Here is a 22,822-nt window from a genome sequence, read left to right as displayed (position 1 = left end):
CGGGTGGGCGACGCAGACCGTCGAAGCGCTTCACGCGGCCTTGGTCAGGGTGGACCTGTCCTCGGCGGGTGCGTGCCGGGCGGGTGTCACGGGGCTGGTCGTGGCTCCTCGTCCGTCGTGGCGCGGCCACAGCAGGAGGGCGCCGACCGCTCCCCCTCCGGCGAGGACCGCGAGGACGGACCAGGCGGCGGTGAGGCCGGTGTTCGTGCCGAGCCAGCCCGCGACGGGGTAGGTGATCAGCCAGGCCAGGTGGGAGAGGGAGAACTGGGCCGCGAACGCCTCGGGGATCGCGTTCCGGCCGACGGAGGCGCGCAGGACCTTGCCGGTCGGCGTGATGATCAGTGCCATGCCGATGCCGATCACGGTCCAGACGACCGCCGTTCCGGTCCAGGTGGCCAGGCCGGTGGCGATGAGCGTGACCGCGGCGGTCGTACCGCCGACGAGGACTCCGGCGCCGGTCATCATGACGGTGCGGGCGGCGATCCGGTCGAGAACGCGGGGCAGTGCGAGGGCGGCCACGAGGGTTCCGGTGCCGGAGGCGGCGAGCATCCAGGCGACGTCCGACTGCGAGCCGCCGAGTCCGTCACGGACGTGGTTGACGGTGTTGACGACGACGATCGAACCCGCCGCCGCGACCACCAGGTTGAGCGCCATGACGCCGCGCAGTCGCGGCGTCCTGAGGAAGGTCCTGATCCCGGATGCCGCCTTGTCCCACGCCTTGGTGTGGGTGCTGGGGCGGGCGTCGGGGACGCGCGTGGACAGGACGAGCAGGGCGGAGACGAGGAATCCGGCGGAGGTGCCGAGGAACAGCAGGTCGAAGCTCATGAAGGTGAGGGCGACGGCTGCGAGGACGGGGCTGAGCAGGCTCTCCATGGTGGAGGCGACCTGGGAGGCGGACAGGGCACGCGTGTAGTCGGACTCGTCGGTGACGATGTCGGGGATGACGGCCTGGAACGTCGGCGTGAACGCCGCGGAGCCCGCCTGGAGCAGGCCGATCAGGACGTAGATGTGCCAGACCTCGGTGACCAGCGGCAGCGCCAGGACCACCGCGCCGCGGACCACATCGAGGAGGACCAGGAGGGTTCTTCGGGGAAGCCGGTCGACGTACGCGGCGGCCAGCGGGGCGATGACCACGTACATGACCATCTTGATCGTCAGGGCGGTGCCGAGGACCATCCCGGCGCGCGGTCCTGCGAGGTCGTAGGCGAGCAGTCCGAGGGCCACCGTGGTAAGGCCGGTGCCGAACAGGGCGATGACCTGGGCGCCGAACAGGTGGCGGTAGTCGCGGATGGCGAAGAGCCGCATGACGGGTTCCTTCCGTGTCCATGCGGCGGGGCACGGCCCCGGGGTGCGGGCCGTGCCCCGCGCGTACAGGCGGGGGTGTCTTCTCTACGCACCGGTGTCGCTCCCCGCGGTGAGGCCGGCCCCCGGTGTGAGGCCGGCGAGGAGGTTGAAGGCGCCGGTGAGGATGTTCAGTGCGACGACGCCGACGACGTCGGCTATCGCGCGGTCGCTGTAGCCGTGCGCCCGCAGCGCGATGACCTGTTCGTCGGTGATCGACGTCGGCTCGCGATGGACCTGGAGGGCGAGGGTGATGATCGCCGCGATCGCGGGATCGGCCGACGTGCCCGCGCGGGCTCGCTCGATCTCGCCCTCGTCGACTCCCAGGGCGCGGGCGGCACTCACGTGCGCGTCGAGACAGAGTCCGCAGCCCTGCACGGTCTGGACGGCGATCGAGATCCGTTCGCTGATCCGGCGGTCGAGCTTGGCTCGTCCCATGGCGCGGCTGAGCTGGAGGTATCCGCCGAGTACGGCCGGGGAGTGCGCCATCGTGGAGACCATGTCGCCGATCTGGCCATGGCGGGAGACCAGGTCGGCGAGGAGGTCGCGTGAGGCGCCGACCGCCGTGTCGGGGGTGAGGGGGGTCAGGCGGGGCATGACGCTCCTTCCGGTGCGGCCGGTCAGTGGTGGGCGTGGTGTGCGTGGGGGCCGTGGTGGTGGCTCCCGTGCTCGGGTGCGGCGTCCGCGTGCGGGGTGGCCGCGGCGGTCCGCACCGTGAACTCGGCCGTCCGGACGACTCCGTCGTGCTGGAAGTCCAGGAACAGCCGGTAGATGCCGGCCGTGGGCGCGACCGCCATGAAGGCGATCTCGGGTCCCGGCGCGGTGGTGCCGTCACCGGGTTCGCCCTCCGGGTGGACGTGGAGGTAGCCCAGGTCGCCGACCCGCAGGGCCACCAGGTGCCCGTACGCGGCCAGGTAGGGCTGCAGGTCGGTGACGGGGCGGCCGTCGCGGCTGACGGTCAGGGTGAGTTCGCTCGCCTCGCCAGGCAGGAGTTCGCCGTCGAGCGCGACGGTGTACTCGCCGATCCGGGCGGTGCCGGTGGCCTCGGGAAGCGGCCGCGGGTCGTACGCCCCGGCGACCGCGACGTCGATCCCCAGCGTCATGGTCCCGTCGTGCCCGGCCGGGTGGATGTCCGCGAAGAGCCTCCAGTCCCCCGGCTCCAGGGCCAGTTCGGTGCTCCAGGTGCCCTTCTCGTCCCGCACCGGGTGCACGTGCTGGAACCCGGCCGTGTCGCGCCGCACCGCGATGAAGTGCAACTCCTTCTCGTGCTCGGGCACGAACTCGGTCACCGCCCGCCCGTCGGGACCGATCACCCTGAAGCTGACCGGCTGGACGCCGGCGGTGCGGATCGTCGAGTCGAGCTCGAGGGTGTATCCGTCCACCGAGACCGAGAGGCCGCCGGGCTGGGCCCCGCCATGACCGCTGTGCGCGCCGTGGGCACCGTGGCCGGCCTGGTCGTGTGCGGCGTGGTTCGTCATGACATCTCCAAAGGTGTGATGGGCCTTCTGGCGTCGTCCGCTCAGGCCGTTGATCAGAACTATATACCCCCAGGGGGTATCTCGACCAGCCTCGACGCTGGAAATCTCACGAGCCCATGGCCGGGCCCACCGGAGCAGCACCGATGACCGCACCACAGCACGAAGGGGCCGCTCGATCGTCCGTCGAGACATCGAGCGGCCCCTGCGAACCGTGTCGCGCGCGGCAGGCCGGCAGCCCACCGGCTACACGCCGATCTGCTCGCCCGTGGACTGCGGAGCGTCGGCCTGCTGCGCGGCGACTGCGGCCTTGTCGCCACGCATCACCAGGAGAGTGACGAGACCTCCCGCCGCCGCGATCGCGGCGGCGCCCAGGAACGCGGCACTGAAGCCGTCGGTGAGCGCCGGCAGGTCGCCCAGCTGTCCCGCGCCCTGCGAGGCGGCAAGGGCAGTCAGGGCAGCCAAGCCGAGGGCCGAACCGACCTGGTAGGTGGTGTTCACGATCCCTGAGGCCAGGCCCGCCTGCTCCTGCGGGGCACCGGACATGGCGGCCATCATCGCCGGGATGTACGCGAGCGACATGCCGAGAGCCGCGACCAGCGAGGCGGGCAGGACGTCGACCGCGAACGAACCGGTCGGCTCGACGGCCGACAGCCACAGCAGCCCTGCCGCGAGGACGAGCAGTCCGCCGCCGATGAGCGGCTTGGCGCCGAACCTCGCGAGCAGCTTCGCGGTGATCGCCGTCATGAAGATCATCAGGAGCACGGTCATCGGCAGCAGCGCCGCGCCGGAGGCGAACGCCCCGTAGCCGAGCACCTGTTGCAGGTACAGGTTGAGGAAGTACCACATCGGTATCCACGCGGCGCCGAGCAGCGCCATCGCCAGATTGGCGGATCCCAGGCGCGGCACCCGCCAGATGCCGAGCGGCATCAGCGGCTGACCCGTCGATCTCTGGATCGTGAAGAACAGGACCAGCAGGGCGGCGGCGCCCACGAGCTGCAGAACGGTGGCGCTGGATCCCCAACCGACGTGCTCCGCGCGGACGATGGCGAACACGGCGAGGGCCAGACCCGCGGTCACGGATGCGGCACCGAGTACGTCCACTCGGCCGCGGCGGGGCTCGACGGCGGGCAGCAGCTTGGTGGCCGCGAGGGTGGCGACGCCGATCGGGACATAGATGATGAAGATCCAGGGCCAGCTGAGCCACTCGGTGAACACACCGCCCAGGAACACACCCGCCGTGCCGCCGGCGGGGGCCGCGGCGCCGTAGAGCGCCATCGCCTTGCCCAGCTCCTTCGGGTCATGGGCGAAGAGGATCATCAGCAGCGTCATGGCGGCAGGCGCGATGAGCGCCCCGCCGACGCCTTGTACGGCACGGCCCACGACCTCGACCCAGGCGGTCTGCGCGGCCGCGGCGACGACAGAGCCCGCTATCAGGACGACCCAGCCCGCATTGAAGACCTTGCGGGCACCCAAGAGGTCGGACAGCCGACCACCCAGCAGCAGGAGACCGCCGAAGGCGATGACATAGGCGTTGAAGACCCACTGCAACTCGCCCTGGGAGAAGCCGAGTTCACGCTGCATCTCGGGAAGCGCCACCCCGATGATGCTGGTGTCCATGATCACCATGAACTGGGCGGTGGCGAGCACGAGCAGTGCCCACCATCGTTTCGGGTTGCTTGTCGACATGATCCCATCCCCTCTCTCGGATACCCCTCCGGGGCATCTCCGAGCGGGAACCTAACATACCCCTAGGGGGTATACAACGGAGCTGGGCGCGAGATCGGTCCTCCTCGCCGACGCGGGGGCCTTCAGGCCTCTGCCGCCGCACGAGCCGTCGCGGTTTCACCGTTGTCGCCCACGAGCGCCCGTCGCTCGGCAGAATCTGAACTCGTGAGGGACTGGCGAAGCAGCAGATCCGGGGTAGGTGCATGCAGTTGCTCGCCGGCACCGACGGCTCGTCGGCCACGGCCCGGGCCGGGGCCACGTCGAAGGAGGCGCTCGGCGCGCTGTGCCCGTCGCCGCAGCAGGCGGCCGCGCTGACGCGGGACGTGTCGCCGGACCATGCGACGGAGGCCTGTTCGCGTGCGACGGCGCTATGCGGACCGGTCCGGGTTCATCGTGCGGATCCTCGCTCTCGGCACGCACCGTGCCGTCGGCACCGGGTTCCTTGTGACCGACGACCGGCTCCTGACCTGCGCCCATGTCGTCAAGCAGGCCCTCGGCCGGGACCGGAGGGAGCAGCCGCAGCCGGACGCCGAGCTGCTCCTGCCCGTCGAGTTCCGCTCCTGGGGGACGCGGACGGGGCCCCGCTGCGCAGTTGCCGTCTGGAGTTGGGGGTGCCACCGCCGCGCTCGGGCACCGCGGGCGGTGACATCGCCGGGCTCCGGATCGTGGGCGAGCCGGCTCCGGCGGGCGCGGGGCCCGCCCGGCTGCCGCTGGCGGACGCCTCCGCACACGGCGGCGAAGGGCACGTCTTCGGCCACCCCGCGCAGCCGGTCAGGCGGGACGGGTCCTGGGTGGCGGCGCGCGTCGGCGGCGGACTGCTCCAGGTCGACGGGGGCCTCGACTCGGCGGTGCGGCTGCAGCCGGGCTACCTGCCCCGAACAACCGGCCTGGTGTTCGATAACGCCGAGAAGTCGTCGACCTGGCGGCACGGTCCTTGATCGCCTGCCAGGCCACTCACCGGCCATGTCCCGCCATCGGGCTGTCCACGCCGCATCACTCCACGGCGTCAGGCGCTTCGACCGTGAACGTCACGAATTCGACTTCGGCATCGGAGGGCAGGTCGGGATAGTGGCCCTGGAGGGCCTCCTTGAGCTGGTCGATGCTCGTGAAGCCATCGCGCCGAGCCTGGTCGGCGGTGAGGCGATCGAGACGGTGGCGTTCGACGCCGGTGACGGTGCCGTTCAACGTGCGGTGGGCTTCGTCGTCCTCGAAGAGGAAGATCGCGGGCCCCGCGGCGATCGGATCTTCGTAGCGGACCGTGGAGGTCTTCCGCGCGGTGGCGATGTCCTCGTAGTAGCGCTTGTGGAACCGAACAATTCGACGCGCGTCCGCACCGGGGAAGAAGTAGGCGTCCGGCAGAAGCTCTCGGATCGGGCGCAGGGCCGACCCGTCGTCGGTCGGTACGGCGACGAAGACGTCGGGATGGAGGTCGAGCAGCGCTTGGCGGCAGCGGCCGCACGGCGGGATCAGGCCGCGACCCCGATCTCCCGCGGCGGCGATGGTGACGAGCGGGCCGGCTCCTGTGGCTGCGGCGGCACCGAGTACGACGAGCTCGGCGCACGGCCCGCCGGTGAAGTGGTAGACGTTGACCGCTTCATGGATCCTGCCGGCCGTGTCCATCGCCGCTGCGGCCACGGTGTGGTTCGGATCGCTGCCGAGGGCAGCAGCGAGCCGCTCCGCAGCCTCGATGACGCGGCGCTCGGAGTCGAAGAGCTTCATGGAGACCATGGCGCCGACCCTAGATCGACTCAGCCGGGCCCCTCCACACAATTGCTCCGGTGAGCCTCACCCTCGGCGTGGTCGGCGGCGTGACATCGAGGTACCGGCAGGGGCGCGAAGCGCCGACGTACGCGTGACCTTCGCTGCCGCAAGACCGATACTGCCGTCAACAGGAAGTGCGGTCACCTCTCGCCGTACGCGCTCTGACCTCGTCAAGAGCAAGCCATAGGCACGCCTGCCGATCTCTCCAGGAGGTACCCGTGAAGATGCTCATCAACGTGGCGGAGACCGTGGTCGCCGACGCGCTCAGGGGGATGGCGGCGGCGCATCCGGAGCTGACCGTCGACGTGGAGAACCGTGTGATCACGCGGGCGGACGCGCCCGTCGCCGGGAAGGTCGCGCTGGTGTCGGGGGGCGGGTCGGGGCACGAGCCGCTGCACGGGGGGTTCGTGGGGCCGGGGATGCTGTCGGCCGCGTGTCCCGGTGAGGTGTTCACCTCGCCCGTGCCCGACCAGATGGTGCGGGCCGCGGCGGCCGTGGACAGCGGGGCGGGCGTGCTGTTCGTCGTGAAGAACTACACCGGTGACGTGCTGAACTTCGACATGGCCGCCGAGCTGGCCGAGGACGAGGGCATCCAGGTCGCCAAGGTCCTCGTCAACGACGACGTGGCCGTGACCGACAGCCTGTACACGGCGGGACGGCGCGGCACCGGCGCGACCCTGTTCGTGGAGAAGATGGCGGGCGCCGCCGCCGAGGAGGGCAGGCCCCTGGAGCGCGTCGAGGCCGTCGCCCGCCGCGTCAACGAGAACTCCCGCAGCTTCGGCGTCGCCCTCAGCGCCTGCTCCACCCCCGCGAAGGGCTCCCCCACGTTCGACCTGCCCGCCGGTGAGCTGGAGCTCGGCGTCGGCATCCACGGCGAGCCGGGCCGCGAGCGGCGCGCCATGATGACGTCCCGTGAGATCGCCGACTTCGCCGTCGACGCCGTCCTCGACGACCTCGCCTCGCACGACCCGGTCCTCGTCCTCGTCAACGGCATGGGCGCCACCCCGCTCCTGGAGCTGTACGGCTTCAACGCGGAGGTCCAGCGCGTACTCGGCGAGCGGGGGGTCCCCGTCGCCCGCACCCTCGTCGGCAACTACGTCACCTCCCTCGACATGGCCGGCGCCTCCGTGACGCTCTGCCGGGCCGACGAGGAACTGCTGCGCCTCTGGGACGCGCCCGTGCGCACCGCGGGGCTGCGCTGGGGCATGTGACCGCCGGTCCGGCCCCGCACCCGATCACCCTGCCACCGCCCCGGGCCACCGCCCCGGCGCACCGACAACGCAAGGAGTACCCGTGCTCGACGCCGATTTCTTCCGCCGCTGGCTGACCACCGCCGCCGCGGCCGTCGACCGTGAGGCGGAGCGGCTCACCGAGTTGGACTCGCCCATCGGCGACGCCGACCACGGCAGCAACCTCCAGCGCGGCTTCACCGCCGTCGCCGCCACCCTGGAGAAGGAGGTCCCCGACACCCCGGGCGCCGTCCTGACCCTGGCGGGACGGCAGTTGATCTCCACCGTGGGCGGCGCGTCGGGGCCGCTGTACGGCACGCTGCTGCGGCGCACGGGCAAGGCGCTCGGCGACGCGGCCGAGGTCGGCGAGGCCGAGTTCGCGGACGCCCTGCGCACCGGCGTCGACGCGGTGGCCGCGCTCGGCGGCGCGGCACCCGGCGACAAGACGATGCTGGACGCCCTGGTCCCCGCGGTCGACGCGCTCCCCACCTCCTTCGCCGCGGCCCGCGCCGCCGCCCACGAGGGCGCCCTCGCGACCACACCGCTCCAGGCCCGCAAGGGCAGGGCGAGCTACCTCGGCGAACGCAGCATCGGCCACCAAGACCCGGGCGCCACGTCGTCGGCCCTGCTGTTCGAGGCGCTGGCCGAGACCGCGGAGGGGGCGGGGCATGCGTGACCGAGAGGGTGCCGGGGGCGAGGGCCACGACGGCAGGAGCGGTGACGGTCACGACCGCACGGGCGGGGAGGGACACGACCGTACGAGCAGCGGGGGACACAGACGTACGACCGGCGAGGAGCACACCCATGAGTGACGGCGACAAGCTCGTGGGCATCGTGCTCGTCTCCCACAGCGGGCCCGTCGCCGAGTCCGTGGCGACGCTCGCGACGGGGCTCGCCGGGGGCGGCACCGCACCGGTGGCCGCCGCGGGCGGCACGGAGGGCGGCGGCCTCGGCACCAGCTCCGAGCTGATCGCCGCCGCCGCGCACCGGGTCGACCGGGGCGCGGGCGTCGCCATCCTCGTCGACCTCGGCAGCGCCGTCCTCACCGTCAAGGCCCTGATCGCCGAGGGCGACGAACTCCCGGACGGCGCCCGCCTCGTGGACGCGCCCTTCGTGGAGGGTGCGGTGGCCGCGGTCGTGACGGCGTCGGCGGGCGCGGACATCGCGGCGGTGGAGGCGGCGGCGCGGGAGGCCTACGCGTACCGGAAGGTGTGACGTACGCGCACCGGAAGGTGCGAGAGGCCTCGGCGGCGGAGGCCGTGCCTCAGCACGGTCGGCCCGCCGGCTCCGCGGCCACCGCCCCACCGGCCGGCCGCCCCCCGCACGCCCACCGCCCCCGTGAACCGCCCTCCCCCGCACCCCCGTTCCACCCCACCCCTTGATGTGCCCCCGTCACCCCTGTCAAATTGGTCCGGACCAATCGCGTCGAGTGGAAGGCACGACCGTGCGACGGACCCCCCACCTGCCCCGCCACCGGCTCCCCCTGATGACCGCCTGCCTCACCGTCACCGCGGCCGTCCTCGGGGCGAGTTCCTGTGCCTGGGGCGGTGACGACGGCAAGGGCACGCGGCTGCCCTCCGCGCCCCGCGGTCTCACCGTGCAGGCGGGCAGCGCCACGTCCGTGCACGTGATGTGGAACAGCACCACCGACGGCTCCGACGTCACCGGCTACGAGATCTACCGGGGCACCGCCAAGGTGAAGGACGTGCCCGCCGACCAGCACATGGTGGACATCACCGGCCTCAAGCCCGCGGCCACGTACACCTTCTCCGTGCGGGCCCGCGACGGCGACGGCAACGTCAGCCCCGACAGCAAGAAGCTGCGGGTCACCACGCCCGCCGCGACCGCCGCCGACCGCGAGGCCCCGTCCCGCCCGGCCACGCTGCGCGGCGAGGCCCAGGGCGGGCACGCGGCGACGCTGGCGTGGGGCGCGTCGAAGGACAACCGCAGCGTGGCCTCGTACGAGATCTACCAGGGCACGACGAAGATCCACAGCGTGGGCGGGGGCACCACCGACACGCTGATCACGGGCCTGCGGCCGGGCACGGCCTACAAGTTCACCGTGAAGGCGCGCGACGCCGCCGACAACTTCTCGGCCGCGAGCCCCGCCGTGCGCGTCAGGACCGCCGCGGGCAAGGACACCGGGCGCGCCACCGCCCCCGCGGACTTCGAGGCCCGGACGCACAAGTCCGGCGACGGGGCGTACTACATCGACCTGACCTGGAAACCCCCGCACACCGGCGGCGCGGTGACGGAGTATCAGATCCACCTGGACGGCAAGAGCGCGACCTCGCTGGTGTTCGGTGGCACGGCGCCGCAGGACAAGGCGAAGCACAGCTTCTACATCGGCCGGGAGTCCGGCGAGACGCACCGCGTGAAGCTCCGCGCCAAGCTGCCCGACGGCACCTGGGGGCGCTACTCCCCCGAACGGACCGTCACCACCGCGCGGAGCGGCCCGAAGTAGGTGATCTCGTTCCGCTCCATGGGGATCTTTCCGCCTTTATGATCACCGCGGGTCCCCAGGGGGGAGGCCCGTGTCGATCAGGAGGGGAACATGTCCGGAGTCTCCAGGCGGTCCGTGTTGGGCTACTCGGGTTCGGCCGCGGCGGGCGCGGTACTCGCTTCGGCGGGTACGGCCCAGGCGGAGGAGAAGAGCGGCGCCGCGGCCGCGCAGAACGCCCAGGCCGCCGAGGGCAGCCAGTCCGCGGTGGCGTTCGAACCGGGGACGCAGTTCAGCGGGCGCGTCCAGCACAGCTCGGGCTACGCGGAGCTGTCCATGACCTTCAGCGTCCGGCACGAGGAGCGCTCGGGGCAGCAGGAGGTCACGCCCGCGGACATCGCGGAGGCCCTCAACGACCTCGCCGCCAAGCGCGGCTGGCCGTCCATCACCTTCTACGGCACGCCGCCGAAGGCCCGCCTGAACTGACCCGGGCGGCCGACCCCGAGAGCCACCCCCGCACCGGACGCCGATCGGGTGCGGGGGCACCCGGCCAGGGCCGTCTCACCCGGCCGGACCGCGGCGCGCCGACCCCGAAGGGGCCCGCCGCGCACGCTCCCGCCGCTCCAGCAGCTCCGCCGTCCGCAGGCACCACTCGTGCGTCTCGCGCTCGAAGGCGAGCCCGCGCCGGCAGGTCAGATACGGCCCGATCCGCTGCCCCACGAGCAGGAACTCCGCCTCGTCAAGGTCCCCGCGCAGCCGCCGCAGCAGCTTCCCCAGGACCTCGGCCTTGGCCTCGGCGACCGCCGCGCGCTCCCGGAGCTGGGCGATCACCGGCGCCGCGTCGACGCCGTCGACCGCCTGCACCTTGACCAGCAGGTCGTCCCGGATGAACGACGGCTTCGCGGGCGCGGCGGCGAAGCGCTCCAGCTCCGCGACGCCCGCGTCCGTGACCCGGAACATCCGCTTGTTGGGCCGCCCGTCCTGCACCACCTCGCGCCCGGCGACCAGGCCGTCGCTCTCCAGGCGCGACAGCTCGGCGTACAGCTGCTGCGGCAGCGCGTGCCAGAAGTTGGCGACGCCGATGTCGAAGCCCTTGGCCAGCTGATAGCCGCTGAACTCGCCGTCGAGCAGTGCCGCGAGCACCGCGTGCCGCAGAGCCATGTCCGACCTCTCCCTCTGTCCCCGATGTCCCGGTGCCGTTCCCGTGCCGCGCGGGCCTCTCCTCCCGGGCGCCCCGCGCAGTCTTCCCTTCCGGGCACCGCGACGCCATGATAGTCATCAATCTGACTACTCAGATTCTTGACTATGGAGGTTCGTATGGCCACCGCACCGTCCGCCGACAGCGTCCCCGCCGCGGCCCGCGACGCCGTCGCCCGCTTCCGCGAGGCGGTCGAGAAGCGCGACATCGGCGTGCTCGACGATCTGTTCACGCCGGACATCCGCTTCTACAGCCCGGTGAAGTTCCAGCCCTTCGAGGGCCGCGAGATGGTGATCGGGCTCTTCGGGGTGCTGCTCCGGCTCTTCGAGGACTTCCGGTACGTCGGGTCCTACGAGGGCGCGGCACAGACCAGCAGCGACGGGAGCGAGGCGGCGTCGGCCGTGCTGCTGTTCCGCACGACCGTGTCCGGCAAGGAGATCCACGGCATCGACCTGCTGCACTTCGACGAGGACGGCCGGATCAAGGAGTTCACGGTGATGGTGCGGCCGCAGTCGGCCGTCCAGACGCTCGGGCAGGCCGTGTACGCGGGCCTGGTCGCTGACGGCCTGGTGCCGCCCCTTCCCGAGCAGGGGTGACACCGGGCCGGTCGGCGACGGTGGCGGATCAGACGGACAGCGGCACGTCCAGGCGCGCCTTGCGGTGGCTGAACGTCTCGATGGAGTGCGGGCCGTGGTAGGCGCCGAGCCCGCTCTCACCGACGCCGCCGAACGGCAGCTCGGGGACGGAGAGATGGGCCATCGGCAGGCCGAAGCCGAGCCCGCCCGACGAGGTCTCGGCGGCGAGCCGCTCGCGGGTGACGTCCGCCTCGGTGAACGCGTACAGGGCGAGCGGCTTGTCCCGGTCGTTGATGAACTCGATGGCCTCGTCCAGGCCTTCGACCTCGACGATCGGCAGGACGGGGCCGAAGATCTCCTCGCGCATGACGGGCTCGTCGGGCTCGACCCCGCCGAGCACGGTCGGCGCGATGTACTTCGTGGCCCGGTCGGTCTGCCCGCCGGTCACCAGACGGCCCGAGCCGAGCAGCCGCGAGAGCCGGTCGAAGTGCCGCTCGTTGACGATCCGGCCGTACGCGTCCGACGCCGCCGGGTCCGCACCGTACCGCTGCGCGATCGCCTCCGTGAGCGCGGTCTCCAGGGCGCGGGCGGTGGCCGGGTCGGTGAGGACGTAGTCGGGGGCGACGCAGGTCTGCCCGGCGTTGGCGAACTTGGCCTGGGCCAGGCGCCGGGCGACCTCCGCCACGTCCACGCCGGAGTCGACGAACGCCGGTGACTTGCCGCCGAGTTCGAGGGTGACGGGGGTCAGGTGCTCGGCGGCGGCGCGCATCACGATGCGGCCGACGGTGCCGTTGCCGGTGTAGAAGATGTGGTCGAAGCGCTGGGCGAGCAGCGCGGTGGTCTCGGGCACGCCGCCCTCGACGACGGCCACGGCGTCGGTGTCCAGGTACCGCGGCAGGAGGCGGGCGATGGCCGCGGACGTGGTGGGGGCCATCTCGCTGGGCTTGACGACGACCGCGTTGCCTGCGGCGAGCGCCCCGGCGACGGGCACGAGGAGGAGCTGCGCGGGGTAGTTCCACGGTGCGATGACGAGGACGACGCCGAGCGGATCGACCTGGGTGCCCGCGCTGGCCCGCTCCCCGAAGACGCCGCTGACGTCGACGGACTGCGGGCTCAGCCACTCCTCCAGGTTTTCGAGGGTGTGGTCGATCTCCCTGATGCTGAAGTCGACCTCGGAGCGGTAGGCCTCGGCGCGGGGCTTGCCGAGGTCCGCGTGCAGGGCGTCCGCGATGTCCTCGCGGTGCTCGGTGAGCATGTCGCGCAGCCGGGTGAGCTGGCGGACGCGCCAGTCGAGGGGGCGGGTGCGGCCGGTGCGGAAGGTGGCGCGGAGGCGGGCCACGAGGGCGGCGGGGTCCTCGGGGTTCGCGGTGTTCGGGGTGTTCGCGGGGGTGCTGCTGGCGTTCATGGGGTCCTCAGGAGTGTGACTCGGGTGCGGGCAGGAGCCCGGTGAGCAGGGCGTCGGTGGCGGGGCGCAGCAGGTGCGCCGCGGCGGGGACGGATTCCAGGCCGATGACGAGGGCGAGGCAGATGTCGGCGGCCTGGGCGGGGGTGAGGGGGGTGGCTGTGGCCAGGGCGGGGGTGGACGTGGCCTCGGCGGCTCCCGTGGGCGCGGCCGCCACGCCCGTCCCGGTGAACTGCTCGGTCAGCAGCTCCCGGATCCGGTCCGTGAACGCGTCGCAGATGTCGCCGGAAAGGCGCGCCTTGGCGTCGAGGAGTTCCGCGGCGTGCCCCGCCCCGCCCGCGAGGTCGAGGACCAGGTCGAGCTTGGCGGCCAGGATGCCGTGGATCCGCTCGGCGGCGGGCGCGTCGGCGGTGGCGGCCGCCGCGGCCCGGTCGAGCGCCCGGTCGTGCAGGCGCCGGGCGAGCTGCCGGACCGCGTCGTCCTTGCCGCGTACGTACTGGTAGACCGCGGACCGGGACACACCCATCTCGCCCGCGATGTCGTCCATCGTGGTGCGTCGCACGCCGTACCTGCTCAGGCACGTGTACGTCGCGTCGAGGACGTCGGTGAGCCGGTCGCCCGCCATCGCTCAGCCCAGCGCCGTGACGAACCGGGCGGCGAGCGGGGCCGCCGACGCCGGGTTCTGGCCGGTGTACAGGTTGCCGTCGGCCACGATGTGCGGCGCCCACGGCTCGCCCTCCTGGAAGTCGACGCCGAGGGCGACGAGACGGTCCTGGAGCAGCCACGGCGCGCGGTCGGCGAACCCGGCCTGGGTCTCCTCGGCGTTGCTGAACGCGGTCACGCGGCGGCCGGCGAAGGGCGAGCCGCCCTCGACGTCGGCGGTGGCGAGCAGGGCGGCGGGGCCGTGGCAGACGATGCCGAGGGGCTTGCCGGACGCGAGGGCCGCGATCAGGAGGGCACCGGACGCGGCGTTCACCGCGAGGTCCTCCATCGGGCCGTGGCCGCCGGGGTAGAACACGCCGGCGTAGTCGTCGAGCCGCACGTCCTCCAGGGCCAGCGGCTGCTTGAGCGCGGCGACGCCCGCCAGGAGGGCGGCGATGGCGTCGGCGTTCTCCTGGCCGTCGTTCAGCTCGGGCGCGAGGCTCGCCGGGTCCATCGTCGGCTCGACCCCGCCGGGCGTCGCGACCACGACGTCGTACCCCGCCTCGGCGAAGGCCCGGTACGGCGCCGCGACCTCCTCGGCCCAGTAGCCGCTCGGATGCGCGGTGCCGTCGGCCAGCGTCCATACGTCGGAGCCGGTGACCACCATCAGGATCTTCGCCATAGCCCAGTCCTTGTCTCGTGTGACGCGTCTCGTGTGACGCATCTCGTGTGACGCCTGTGATGCCTTGTCTCGTGCGACGCCCTGACATTCCGTACGCAGAACGTCAGGTCGCCGGTGATTCGACGGTAGGACGCCGAGCCATAGAGTTCCAATACGATCTCCGGTATGCCCCATAGAGATTCCAATGGCACGAGCTCAGCGCGGGTCCGCCGGGCACGGCCCGCGCCGTCGCCCGCCGAGGTCGCCCCGGCGCGCGCGCCGCTCGACCTGTCCCTGCTGCGTACCTTCCTCGCCGTGCACCGCTCCGGCTCCTTCACGGCCGCCGCACGGGTGCTCGGGCTCTCGCAGCCGACGGTGACGACGCAGATCCGCTCCCTGGAGCAGCAGCTCGGCCGGGAGCTGTTCGAGCGGCGGCCGCGCGGGGCCGTGCCGACGTCCGTCGCCGACGAGCTGGCCACTCAGGTGGCGGCTCCCATCGACGCGCTGGCCGCCGTGGCCGAGCGCGGCCCGCTCGCCGCCGAGAAGCGCCCGGACCCGGTGCACCTGGCGGGACCGGCCGAGCTGATCTGTGCCCGCGTCCTGCCCGCGCTCGCGCCGCTCACCGACCAGGGGGTGCGGCTGCGGGTCACCATGGGCCTCACCGACGAGCTCCTCGACGGGCTCCGCGGCGGCCGCTTCGACCTGGTGATCTCGACGCTGCGGCTGCGCGGGCGGATCTTCGGCGCGGTGCCGCTCGCGGACGAGGAGTTCGTGCTCGTCGCCTCGCCGGAGTGGGCGGAGCGCATCGGCCCGCGGCGGGTCGCGGCGGAGGGGCCCGCCGCGCTGCGCGGGGTGCCGATCGTCGCGTACGCCGACGACCTGCCCATCGCCCGCAGGTACTGGTGGCACGTCTTCGGCGAGCGCCTGACCGAGCAGCCCGCGATCACCGTGCCGGACCTGCGCGGGGTGCTCTCCGCCGTGGCGGCCGGGGCGGGCATCAGCGTGCTGCCGCGCTATCTGTGCCTGGACGCGCTGGCCTCCGGCGCCCTGGTGCCGCTGCTGCTGCCCGAGGACCCGCCGATCAACACGGGCTATCTCGCGCAGCGGCCCGGCGCCGCCGCCAATCCGCATGTGCTCCTCGTCCGCGACCGGATGCTGCGGTCGGCGACGTCGTGGTGACACGCGTGGCCGGGTGACAGCGGGTCAGTCGGCCGCGAGGCGCCGGACGCGCCTGGGACGCCGGGGCACTCCGGGGACGCCGGGGCACGCCCCTGAAAGGCGGTCAGCTCTCCGCCGGACGATGGACTCCGTCACCTGCCCGGGGGCAGTCCGCATGCGGTACGGGCTGACGCCGCGTTGGCTCGTCGTCAGGTAGCACGGACGTTTCCCAATTCCGGCGGCGCACGGGACGTACCGCCAACCGTGCCACCGGAGGGCAGACGCATGCGTACTACTCAGATATCGCTCCGCTCCGGACTGGCCGTGGCCGCCATCGCACTCCCGCTGGCACTGACCGCCCCCTCGGCGGTCGCGGGACCTGGGATCAACGTGACCGTCACCGGGACGACCGTGCAGGTCACCACGACTGCCTGTCCCAACGGCGGCAAGGCCGCGCTGATGAGCGGCGGCAACGCCAGCTTCGCATCGGGGCGGCAGGCCCAGCTGTCGGGCGGCAGTGCCTCCTGGACCAATGTCAGTCCCGGCACCCATACGGTGGCCGTGCTCTGTCAGGACGGTTCGGCGGCCGGTTCGCAGTCGGTCACGGTCGGCACGACCGGGACGGCCTCGTCGACGACGGCACCCGCGCGCGGTGTGCGCGGTGGCATCGGCGGCGCGGTCGAGGACTACGGCACGATCACGCTGGTCGCGGGCGGGGCCCTGGTGGCCGCGGGTGTGACGGGCGGCGTGCTGTACTTCCGGCGCCGCACGGTGCACCGCCACTTCTGACCCTGTCCCCCACTGTGGCCGAGTTCTCCTCGGCCACCGCTCCGGCCGGGCTCACTTCCGGCCACCGCCTCGGCCGGGGCTCACTTCCGGCCACCGAACGGCCCGCGCCCGGCCCCGGCACTCCCACCGGATCCGGGCCCGGGCCTTCGTGCGTGCGGCAGGAGCGGCGGGCGCGCCCCGGCTCGAACGGGTGCGGCACGCCCCGCCCCTGACGTGCCGCCCGCCGCCGGAACCGGTCGATGTGCTTCCGCCGCACGCCCGTGGACATTCCCCAGCGGCTACTGGAGCCTGTCCCTGTGGACTCGTCCCTGACCACGTTCCTGCTGCCCGCCGTCCTCGCCGTGATCATGTTCGGCCTCGGACTCGGCCTGACCGTGGCCGACTTCCGCCGGGTCACCGCGCATCCCCGGCCCGTGGCCGTCGCCCTCTGCTGCCAGTTGGTGCTGCTGCCCGCCGCCTGTCTCGGCCTGGTCCTCGCCTTCGACCTCAGTCCTGCGCTCGCCGTCGGCATGATGCTGCTCGCGGCCTCCCCCGGCGGCACGATGGCCAACATCTTCAGCCATCTCTTCGGCGGTGACGTCGCCCTCAACGTCACGCTCACCGCCATCAATTCGGTGATCGCCGTCTTCACGCTGCCGATCGTCGTGAACCTCTCCCTGGACCACTTCATGTCCGGCACGGACGAGGCCCTGGGACTGCGCTTCGACAAGACCCTCCAGGTCTTCCTCGTCGTTCTTGTGCCGGTCGCGGCGGGGATGCTGGTCCGGCAGCGCCACCCGACCTTCGCGGAGCGCTCCACGCAGGCGGTCAAGGTGACGGCGGTGACCGCGCTCGTCGGCGTCATCATCGCGGCGGTCGTCAGCGAGCGGAAGAACGTGCTCGGCTATCTCGCCGACGTCGGCCACGTCGCCTTCCTGTTCGCCGCGATCTCCCTCACCGTCGGCTACGGAGCGACCCGGCTGGCCCGCGGCGACCACCGGCAGTCCGTCGCCACCTGCTTCGAGATCGGCATGCACAACACCACCCTGTCGATGGCCATCGCCCTCAGCCCCTCCCTCCTCGACAGCACCCGCATGGCCATCCCGTCGGCGGTGTACGCGGTGGAGATGTTCCTCATGGCCCTCGCAGCGGGCTTCCTGCTGCGCCGGATCGCCCCGCCGGAGACCACCACCGTCGGCACGGGCGCCCTGCCTGCCCAGCCGGTCACGGACACCTGACGGCCACGTAAGACTTTCGTCATCTGGTTCCGGGAGTTCCGGGCGCCCCGCCGACGTCGTACAGGGACAGGATCACCCTTCCATCCCCGACGGAGGCATCACATGGGACGCGTACGGCGCACACTCGGCAAGCCGTGGTTCATCACCGCGCTGTTCACGGGCGTGGTGCTCGCGGGGGTGGGCCTGTACTGGTTCCAGCCGTGGAAGCTGTGGGTGGACGAGACCGTACGGGACCCGTTTCCCGTCGCGGCGTCCGTGCCGTCCCCGGACGCCGCCGGGGGCACGACGGACGCGGGGCCGGAGGAGCTGGCCACCGGCAAGCTCATCAGCCACGAGCACGCGACCAGCGGCTCCGTCCGCGTCCTGCGCCTCGCGGACGGCACCCGCGTGCTGCGTCTGACGGGCCTGGAGACGAGCAACGGGCCCGCCCTGCGGGTCTGGCTCAGCGACGCGGAGGTGAAGCCGGGCAAGGACGGCTGGCACGTGTTCGACGACGGCAGGCACGTCAGCCTGGGCGAACTCAAGGGCAACAAGGGCGACCAGAACTACCCGCTGCCCGCCGACGTCGACCTGGACGACTACCGCAGCGTCACCATCTGGTGCGACCGCTTCGACGTGTCGTTCGGCGCCACGGAGCTGACGCGCGCCTGACCGCGCGACCTGGAGCAGCAGGCGTCCGGATGTCCCGCTCGCGCACCGCGGCGACCGCATCCGCGCTACGCCCTACTGGTCGCCCCGAGTGCGCCGGATGATCAGCGAATGAGTGAGCGGGCGGTGGGCCCGAGGCGGAGCACGTGCGGGGCCCCGGTCTGCTCCCGTTCGATGCCCGGCAGGACGGCGTCCCGGGCCAGGGGGTGCGCCGCCACTTCGGCGACGTGGAGGCGCCGCGCGGCCTCGTCCGGGTAGGCGGTGAGGACCACGGTGACGTTCTCGCCGGTGCGGACCGGCAGCCTGGTGAAGGTGTTGGGCGCCGTCTCCGTGGTGAGGACGGCGAGGGGGGCCGGGCCCGTCGCGCGCAGGACGGGCAGCAGTCCGTCCTGGATCAGCGCGACGCCCTCGGACCTCCCCGGCGGGAAGGACCACACCGTGGCGGACACGAGCCGGTCCGGCGCGGGCGCACCCGCGCCCGGCCGCGCGGCCGGAGTGACCGCGAGGCCGCCCCGCGCCGACGCCGGACGCAGCAGCAGGACGTCGTCGGAGTCGGCCATGGTGGTGTTGGCCCGGGGCCCGTGCTCGGCCCAGACGGGACCTCCATAGAAGTCCGTGAGCGACCGGTGGCGTGCCGCCATGTCCGGGAATCCGCGCAGCCAGACGAAGCGGTCCGGGTCGTCGAGGTCCCGGAACTGGCCGAGCACGGCCATCCCGGTCGCCTCCTGGGTCTCGACGAACTCCCGGTCGAACAGCTCGATCAGCTCGTCGCGCCGACCGGGCCGCAGCGTGTACTGGCGCAGCTCGACCACGGCGGGGCGGACAGCCGGATCACCGTGATCGACGGGATCGAGAGGGTCGACGGGATCGAGGGCGTCGACGAGGTCGAGCGGGTCGACGGGGCGCAAGGGTTCGGCGAGATCGGCGAGATCGGGGTCCAGAGGGGACACTGCGGGCTCCTGTTCGGTGCGGTCCCGTCGACGGTAGGAAAGCCGCGTGCCAGGGGCTGTCAGTGTTTCCGCGCAGAATGGGTCCATGTCCGCCGGTCGTCTGCTGTCGCTGCTGCTGTTGCTCCAGTCCCGCGGCCGGGTGTCCGCGCGCGGCATCGCCGACGAGCTGGGGGTGTCCGTGCGGACCGCCTACCGGGACGTGGCGCGGCTGCAGGAGGCCGGGGTCCCGGTGTACGCGGAGCCGGGCCGCCGCGGCGGCTATCAGCTGCTCGACGGCTACCGCACCCGTCTCACCGGGATGAGCGAGGGCGAGGCGCGGGCGCTCTTCTTCGCCGGACTGCCGGGCCCCGCGGCCGAGTTGGGCCTCGCGGCGGAAGTGACGGCGGCGCGGCTCAAGCTGCTCGCCGCACTGCCGTCGGGGCCGCGCGAGGAGGCGGCGCGGACCGCGGCGGTGTTCCACGTGGACGCTCCCGGCTGGTACGGCGAGCCCATGGAGACGCCCCATCTCCCCCTGTTCGTCGACGCGGTGCTCGCCCGGCACGCGGTGGACGTGCGCTACCGCCGCTGGCGCGCGCCGCAGGAGGTGAGCCGCCGCCTGCGCCCCTACGGCCTCGTGCTCAAGTCCGGCACCTGGTACCTCGTGGCCGCGTCCGACAGCCGGACGGCGACCTACCGCGTCACCCAGGTCCTCGACGCCGCCCCCACCGACGAACGGTTCGACCGGCCGCGGGACTTCGACCTGGGCGCGTACTGGGCCGCGTACCTCGACGACTTCCGGAGCCGCCGCCACACCGGCACCGCCACCATCCGTCTGTCCCCGCGCGGGCGGCGCCGCCTGCCCGACAACGTCCCGCCGGACGTGGCGCGGGCCGCTGAGGAAACCGCCACCCCCGTCGGCGACGACGGCTGGGTCGAGGCCGTCATCCCGACCGAGAGCACCGGCCACGCCTGCGGCGAACTGCTCCGGCTCGGCGTCGACGTGGAGGTCGTGGCCCCGGCCGGACTGCGCCGGGCCATGGCCGCCACCGCGGGCGCGCTCGCCCGGACGTACGGCGTCGGGAGCCCGCAGGCACCCTTGTAGACCCGCCGCCCGCGCCTTACGGTCCTCCCAGCCGCCGACGGGGAGGGACCTCCATGCCACGACCGCTCAGCGTTCAGCTCTACTCCGTACGCGACGAGTTCGCCGTCGACCGCGCGGGGACCCTGGGCCGCCTCGCGGAGATGGGCTACGGCGCGGTGGAGGCGTTCGACGTCACCGACGACGCGGCGGGGCTGCGCCGGCTCGCCGACGACCTCGGCCTCACCGTGTCCGGCGCGCACGCCGTGCAGCTCCTCACCGGCGACCCTGGCCCCGTCCTCGACGCGGTGGCCACGCTCGGCACGCCGCTGGCGATCGTCCCCGCGGGGTTCCCGCACGAGGACTTCACGACGTACGACGGACTCGCCCGCGTCGCCGACCGCCTCGGCGGCCTCGCGCGGGACGCCGCCCGGCACGGCCTGCGGCTCGGCTACCACAACCACTGGTGGGAGGTGGAGCCGCGGCTGGCGAGCCACGGCGGGCGCCCCGCCCTGGAGGTACTCGCCGAACTCCTGGACCCCGAGGTGTTCCTGGAGGTCGACACGTACTGGGCGGCGGTCGCGGGCGCCGACGTCCCGGCGCTGCTCACCCGGCTCGGCGACCGCGTGGAGGCCCTGCACCTGAAGGACGGCCCCGGCACGAAGGACGACCCGAACGTGGCGGTCGGCGGCGGCACCATGCCCGTCCCCGAGGTCCTGGCCGCGGCGCCGGACGCCTGGCGCGTCGTCGAGTTCGACGCGTGCGCGGGCGACCTGCTCGGGGAGCTCGCGGCCAGCCGCACGTACGTCAGCGCCCTGGAGGCCGTGTGAACACGGGCCCGGTCGGCGTCGCCGTCGTCGGCGCGGGCGTCATCAGCGCCGAGTACCTGCGCACCCTCGGCACCTTCTCGGACATCCGGCTCGTGGCCGTCGCCGACATCGCCCCGGAGCGTGCGGCCGCCGCTGCCCGCACCCACGGCATACCCCTCGCGGGCGACCTGCCGACCGTCCTCGACGAGCCGGACGTCGAGCTGATCGTGAACCTCACCGTGCCCGCGGCGCACGCGCAGGTCGCGGCCGCCGCGCTGCGGGCGGGCAAGCACGTGTACGGCGAGAAGCCGCTCACGCCGACCCCCGCCGACGCCGAGAAGCTGCTCGCCGAGGCGTCCGAGCGCGGGCTGCTGCTCGGCGGCGCGCCGGACACGTTCCTGGGCGCGGGGCTGCAGTCGGCGCTGCGGGCCGTCAGGGCGGGGCACATCGGGGCGCCCGTCGCGGCGACGACGGCGGTGCAGAGCCTCGGCCCGGAGGCCTGGCACCCCGACCCGGCGTTCTTCTACCAGCCGGGCGCGGGGCCCCTGTTCGACCTCGGTCCGTACTATCTGACGGCGCTGGTGGCGCTGTTCGGCGCCGTGGAGCGGGTGGCCGCGACGGCCGCGCGGGCCAAGGCGCGGCGCACGGTCGGCTCGGGTCCGAAGGCCGGACAGTCGTTCCCGGTCGACGTGCCGACGCACGTGTGCGCGCTGCTGGACTTCGCGTCGGGCGCGAGCGCCAACTCGACGTTCAGCTTCGACAGCGCGCACCCGCGCATCCGGTTCGAGATCACCGGCACGGAGGGCACCCTCGCCGTGCCCGACCCGAACACGTTCCGCGGCCCGCTGCGGGTGCGGGCCAACGGCGACGACGAGTGGCGCGAGCTGCCGGTGCGGGGGCGCACGGACGGGCGGGGGCTCGGGGTTCTCGACATGGCCCGCGCGATCCGCGCCCACGACGGTCCGCGGGACGGCGGCGCGCCGGCCGCCCACCGGGCATCGGGCGCCCTCGCCCTGCACGTCCTGCAGACGATGACGGCCATCACCCGCTCCGCCGACCGCGCGGAGTTCACACCGCTCCCGGCCCAGGTCGTGCCACCGGCCCCGCTGCCGGACGGCTGGGACCCGACGGCGGCCACGCTCGGGACGGCCTGACGGCCGGACCGGGGGCGTCGACGGTGCGCCCGTTCGCTAGGACGGCCCCCGGGGCTCCGCCAGTTCCTCCAGTGTCCGCGTGAGCCACTGCGTCCAGAACGTCTCCAGGTCGATCCCGGCCCGCAGGACGACATGGCGCAGCCGGTCCTCGATGGCGTCCCTGCCGGGCGGGAAGTCGCGCCGCTCGATCTCCTCGTACTCGGCCAACTGCTCCTTGTGCAGGGCGAGATGGCGGCGCAGGTCCGCCTCGATGCCGTCGGTGCCGACGACGGCGGCGGCGCGCAGGCGAAGCAGCAGGGTGTCGCGCAGCGGTTTGGGGTCCTGGCTCGCGGCGGTCCAGCGGGCCAGTTCGGCGCGGCCCGCGGGCAGCACCTCGTACTCCTTCTTCTGGCCGCGCGTGGCCTGCGCGGACGGCAGCGCGCGGGTGAGCCCGTCGCGTTCGAGGCGGCCCAGCTCGCGGTAGATCTGCTGGTGGGTGGCCGACCAGAAGTAGCCGATCGACCTGTCGAACCGGCGCGTCAGCTCCAGGCCCGACGACGGCTTCTCGAGCAGGGCGGTGAGGATCGCGTGCGGGAGTGACATGACGGC

General features: G+C 73.1%; 26 protein-coding genes. 15 read left to right on the top strand and 11 right to left on the bottom strand.

The window, feature by feature from the left end; translation table 11 throughout:
* Positions 1-30: 30 nt before the first annotated feature.
* The 4 genes from AB6L24_RS16060 to AB6L24_RS16045 form a co-directional block, all read right to left on the bottom strand.
* Entirely contained in the window at positions 31-1,305 is a 1,275-nt protein-coding gene (locus tag AB6L24_RS16060; protein ID WP_405655929.1) for an MFS transporter, read from the bottom strand.
* Between the two features lie 84 nt (positions 1,306-1,389).
* Positions 1,390-1,938: a carboxymuconolactone decarboxylase family protein gene (locus AB6L24_RS16055; protein WP_405655928.1), complete on the bottom strand. Its 549-nt coding sequence runs from the start codon at positions 1,936-1,938 to the stop codon at positions 1,390-1,392.
* Positions 1,939-1,961: 23 nt separating this feature from the next.
* Positions 1,962-2,819 (bottom strand): hypothetical protein, encoded by an 858-nt coding sequence (locus AB6L24_RS16050; protein ID WP_405655927.1) that lies wholly within the window; start codon positions 2,817-2,819, stop codon positions 1,962-1,964.
* A 243-nt stretch (positions 2,820-3,062) separates the two neighbouring features.
* Entirely contained in the window at positions 3,063-4,505 is a 1,443-nt protein-coding gene (locus tag AB6L24_RS16045; protein WP_405655925.1) for an MFS transporter, read from the bottom strand.
* Positions 4,506-5,155: 650 nt separating this feature from the next.
* Between AB6L24_RS16045 and AB6L24_RS16040 the strand changes: the two genes are divergently transcribed.
* The gene (locus AB6L24_RS16040; RefSeq protein ID WP_405655924.1) at positions 5,156-5,482 is read left to right on the top strand and encodes a hypothetical protein; all 327 of its coding nucleotides are present in this window, start codon (positions 5,156-5,158) and stop codon (positions 5,480-5,482) included.
* A 55-nt stretch (positions 5,483-5,537) separates the two neighbouring features.
* On the opposite strand, the gene AB6L24_RS16035 is transcribed toward AB6L24_RS16040, so the two are convergent.
* Positions 5,538-6,272 carry an ASCH domain-containing protein gene (locus AB6L24_RS16035; RefSeq protein WP_405655923.1) on the bottom strand — a complete coding sequence of 245 codons (735 nt, stop codon included), beginning with the start codon at positions 6,270-6,272 and terminating at the stop codon, positions 5,538-5,540.
* A gap of 251 nt (positions 6,273-6,523) precedes the next feature.
* On the opposite strand from AB6L24_RS16035, the gene dhaK reads away from it, so the two are divergent.
* The 6 genes from dhaK to AB6L24_RS16005 all read left to right on the top strand — a co-directional run bounded on the left by dhaK (position 6,524) and on the right by AB6L24_RS16005 (position 10,460).
* The gene (dhaK, locus tag AB6L24_RS16030) at positions 6,524-7,516 is read left to right on the top strand and encodes a dihydroxyacetone kinase subunit DhaK (RefSeq protein WP_405655921.1); all 993 of its coding nucleotides are present in this window, start codon (positions 6,524-6,526) and stop codon (positions 7,514-7,516) included.
* Positions 7,517-7,598: 82 nt separating this feature from the next.
* Positions 7,599-8,210, top strand: a complete 612-nt coding sequence (gene dhaL, locus AB6L24_RS16025) for a dihydroxyacetone kinase subunit DhaL (RefSeq protein ID WP_405655920.1) — start codon at positions 7,599-7,601, stop codon at positions 8,208-8,210.
* The gene (locus AB6L24_RS16020) at positions 8,203-8,346 is read left to right on the top strand and encodes a hypothetical protein (RefSeq protein ID WP_405655919.1); all 144 of its coding nucleotides are present in this window, start codon (positions 8,203-8,205) and stop codon (positions 8,344-8,346) included. Before dhaL ends, AB6L24_RS16020 begins: the two co-directional genes overlap by 8 nt.
* Positions 8,339-8,749 (top strand): PTS fructose transporter subunit IIA, encoded by a 411-nt coding sequence (locus tag AB6L24_RS16015; protein ID WP_405655918.1) that lies wholly within the window; start codon positions 8,339-8,341, stop codon positions 8,747-8,749. Before AB6L24_RS16020 ends, AB6L24_RS16015 begins: the two co-directional genes overlap by 8 nt.
* Before the next feature lie 271 nt (positions 8,750-9,020).
* Positions 9,021-9,998, top strand: coding sequence for a fibronectin type III domain-containing protein (locus AB6L24_RS16010; protein ID WP_405657186.1), 978 nt, complete (start codon positions 9,021-9,023; stop codon positions 9,996-9,998).
* Between the two features lie 90 nt (positions 9,999-10,088).
* Entirely contained in the window at positions 10,089-10,460 is a 372-nt protein-coding gene (locus AB6L24_RS16005) for a hypothetical protein (RefSeq protein ID WP_405655917.1), read from the top strand.
* A 75-nt stretch (positions 10,461-10,535) separates the two neighbouring features.
* On the opposite strand, the gene AB6L24_RS16000 is transcribed toward AB6L24_RS16005, so the two are convergent.
* Positions 10,536-11,135 carry a PadR family transcriptional regulator gene (locus AB6L24_RS16000; RefSeq protein WP_405655915.1) on the bottom strand — a complete coding sequence of 200 codons (600 nt, stop codon included), beginning with the start codon at positions 11,133-11,135 and terminating at the stop codon, positions 10,536-10,538.
* Positions 11,136-11,291: 156 nt separating this feature from the next.
* Between AB6L24_RS16000 and AB6L24_RS15995 the strand changes: the two genes are divergently transcribed.
* Complete coding sequence (locus tag AB6L24_RS15995) at positions 11,292-11,768, top strand: nuclear transport factor 2 family protein (protein WP_405655914.1); 477 nt, start codon at positions 11,292-11,294, stop codon at positions 11,766-11,768.
* A 28-nt stretch (positions 11,769-11,796) separates the two neighbouring features.
* On the opposite strand, the gene AB6L24_RS15990 is transcribed toward AB6L24_RS15995, so the two are convergent.
* The 3 genes from AB6L24_RS15990 to AB6L24_RS15980 are packed head-to-tail and all read right to left on the bottom strand — an operon-like array spanning position 11,797 to position 14,473.
* Positions 11,797-13,152: an aldehyde dehydrogenase family protein gene (locus tag AB6L24_RS15990; RefSeq protein WP_405655912.1), complete on the bottom strand. Its 1,356-nt coding sequence runs from the start codon at positions 13,150-13,152 to the stop codon at positions 11,797-11,799.
* Between the two features lie 7 nt (positions 13,153-13,159).
* On the bottom strand, positions 13,160-13,774 hold the full coding sequence (locus AB6L24_RS15985; RefSeq protein WP_405655910.1) for a TetR/AcrR family transcriptional regulator: 615 nt from the start codon (positions 13,772-13,774) through the stop codon (positions 13,160-13,162).
* Positions 13,775-13,777: 3 nt separating this feature from the next.
* Entirely contained in the window at positions 13,778-14,473 is a 696-nt protein-coding gene (locus AB6L24_RS15980) for a type 1 glutamine amidotransferase domain-containing protein (RefSeq protein ID WP_405655908.1), read from the bottom strand.
* Between the two features lie 165 nt (positions 14,474-14,638).
* Here AB6L24_RS15980 and AB6L24_RS15975 point away from each other — a divergent pair, with 165 nt between their 5' ends.
* From AB6L24_RS15975 to AB6L24_RS15960, 4 genes are all read left to right on the top strand, one after another.
* Positions 14,639-15,631 carry a LysR family transcriptional regulator gene (locus AB6L24_RS15975; RefSeq protein WP_405655906.1) on the top strand — a complete coding sequence of 331 codons (993 nt, stop codon included), beginning with the start codon at positions 14,639-14,641 and terminating at the stop codon, positions 15,629-15,631.
* Positions 15,632-15,895: 264 nt separating this feature from the next.
* Positions 15,896-16,399, top strand: a complete 504-nt coding sequence (locus AB6L24_RS15970; protein WP_405655904.1) for a hypothetical protein — start codon at positions 15,896-15,898, stop codon at positions 16,397-16,399.
* Between the two features lie 296 nt (positions 16,400-16,695).
* Positions 16,696-17,616 carry a bile acid:sodium symporter family protein gene (locus AB6L24_RS15965; protein ID WP_405655903.1) on the top strand — a complete coding sequence of 307 codons (921 nt, stop codon included), beginning with the start codon at positions 16,696-16,698 and terminating at the stop codon, positions 17,614-17,616.
* A gap of 102 nt (positions 17,617-17,718) precedes the next feature.
* Positions 17,719-18,267, top strand: a complete 549-nt coding sequence (locus AB6L24_RS15960; RefSeq protein ID WP_405655901.1) for a DM13 domain-containing protein — start codon at positions 17,719-17,721, stop codon at positions 18,265-18,267.
* A 101-nt stretch (positions 18,268-18,368) separates the two neighbouring features.
* Here AB6L24_RS15960 and AB6L24_RS15955 read toward each other — a convergent pair whose 3' ends face one another.
* A complete protein-coding gene (locus AB6L24_RS15955) occupies positions 18,369-19,076 on the bottom strand; it encodes an NIPSNAP family protein (RefSeq protein WP_405657185.1) in 708 nt (235 codons plus the stop codon).
* Between the two features lie 223 nt (positions 19,077-19,299).
* Between AB6L24_RS15955 and AB6L24_RS15950 the strand changes: the two genes are divergently transcribed.
* The 3 genes from AB6L24_RS15950 to AB6L24_RS15940 are packed head-to-tail and all read left to right on the top strand — an operon-like array spanning position 19,300 to position 22,234.
* Positions 19,300-20,295 (top strand): helix-turn-helix transcriptional regulator, encoded by a 996-nt coding sequence (locus tag AB6L24_RS15950; protein WP_405655900.1) that lies wholly within the window; start codon positions 19,300-19,302, stop codon positions 20,293-20,295.
* 53 nt (positions 20,296-20,348) lie between these two features.
* Positions 20,349-21,101 carry a sugar phosphate isomerase/epimerase family protein gene (locus AB6L24_RS15945; protein WP_405655898.1) on the top strand — a complete coding sequence of 251 codons (753 nt, stop codon included), beginning with the start codon at positions 20,349-20,351 and terminating at the stop codon, positions 21,099-21,101.
* On the top strand, positions 21,098-22,234 hold the full coding sequence (locus AB6L24_RS15940; RefSeq protein WP_405655897.1) for a Gfo/Idh/MocA family protein: 1,137 nt from the start codon (positions 21,098-21,100) through the stop codon (positions 22,232-22,234). The genes AB6L24_RS15945 and AB6L24_RS15940 overlap by 4 nt, the downstream gene beginning before the upstream one ends.
* Before the next feature lie 36 nt (positions 22,235-22,270).
* Here AB6L24_RS15940 and AB6L24_RS15935 read toward each other — a convergent pair whose 3' ends face one another.
* Entirely contained in the window at positions 22,271-22,816 is a 546-nt protein-coding gene (locus AB6L24_RS15935) for a PadR family transcriptional regulator (RefSeq protein WP_405655896.1), read from the bottom strand.
* Positions 22,817-22,822: the final 6 nt, after the last annotated feature.

Origin of the sequence: Streptomyces sp. RK9, from assembly GCF_045070545.1 — a bacterium.
Classification (GTDB): Bacteria; Actinomycetota; Actinomycetes; order Streptomycetales; family Streptomycetaceae; genus Streptomyces; species Streptomyces alboflavus.
Note: the sequence above shows the minus strand (reverse complement) of the source record. Positions and strands in the feature narration are given on the sequence as shown.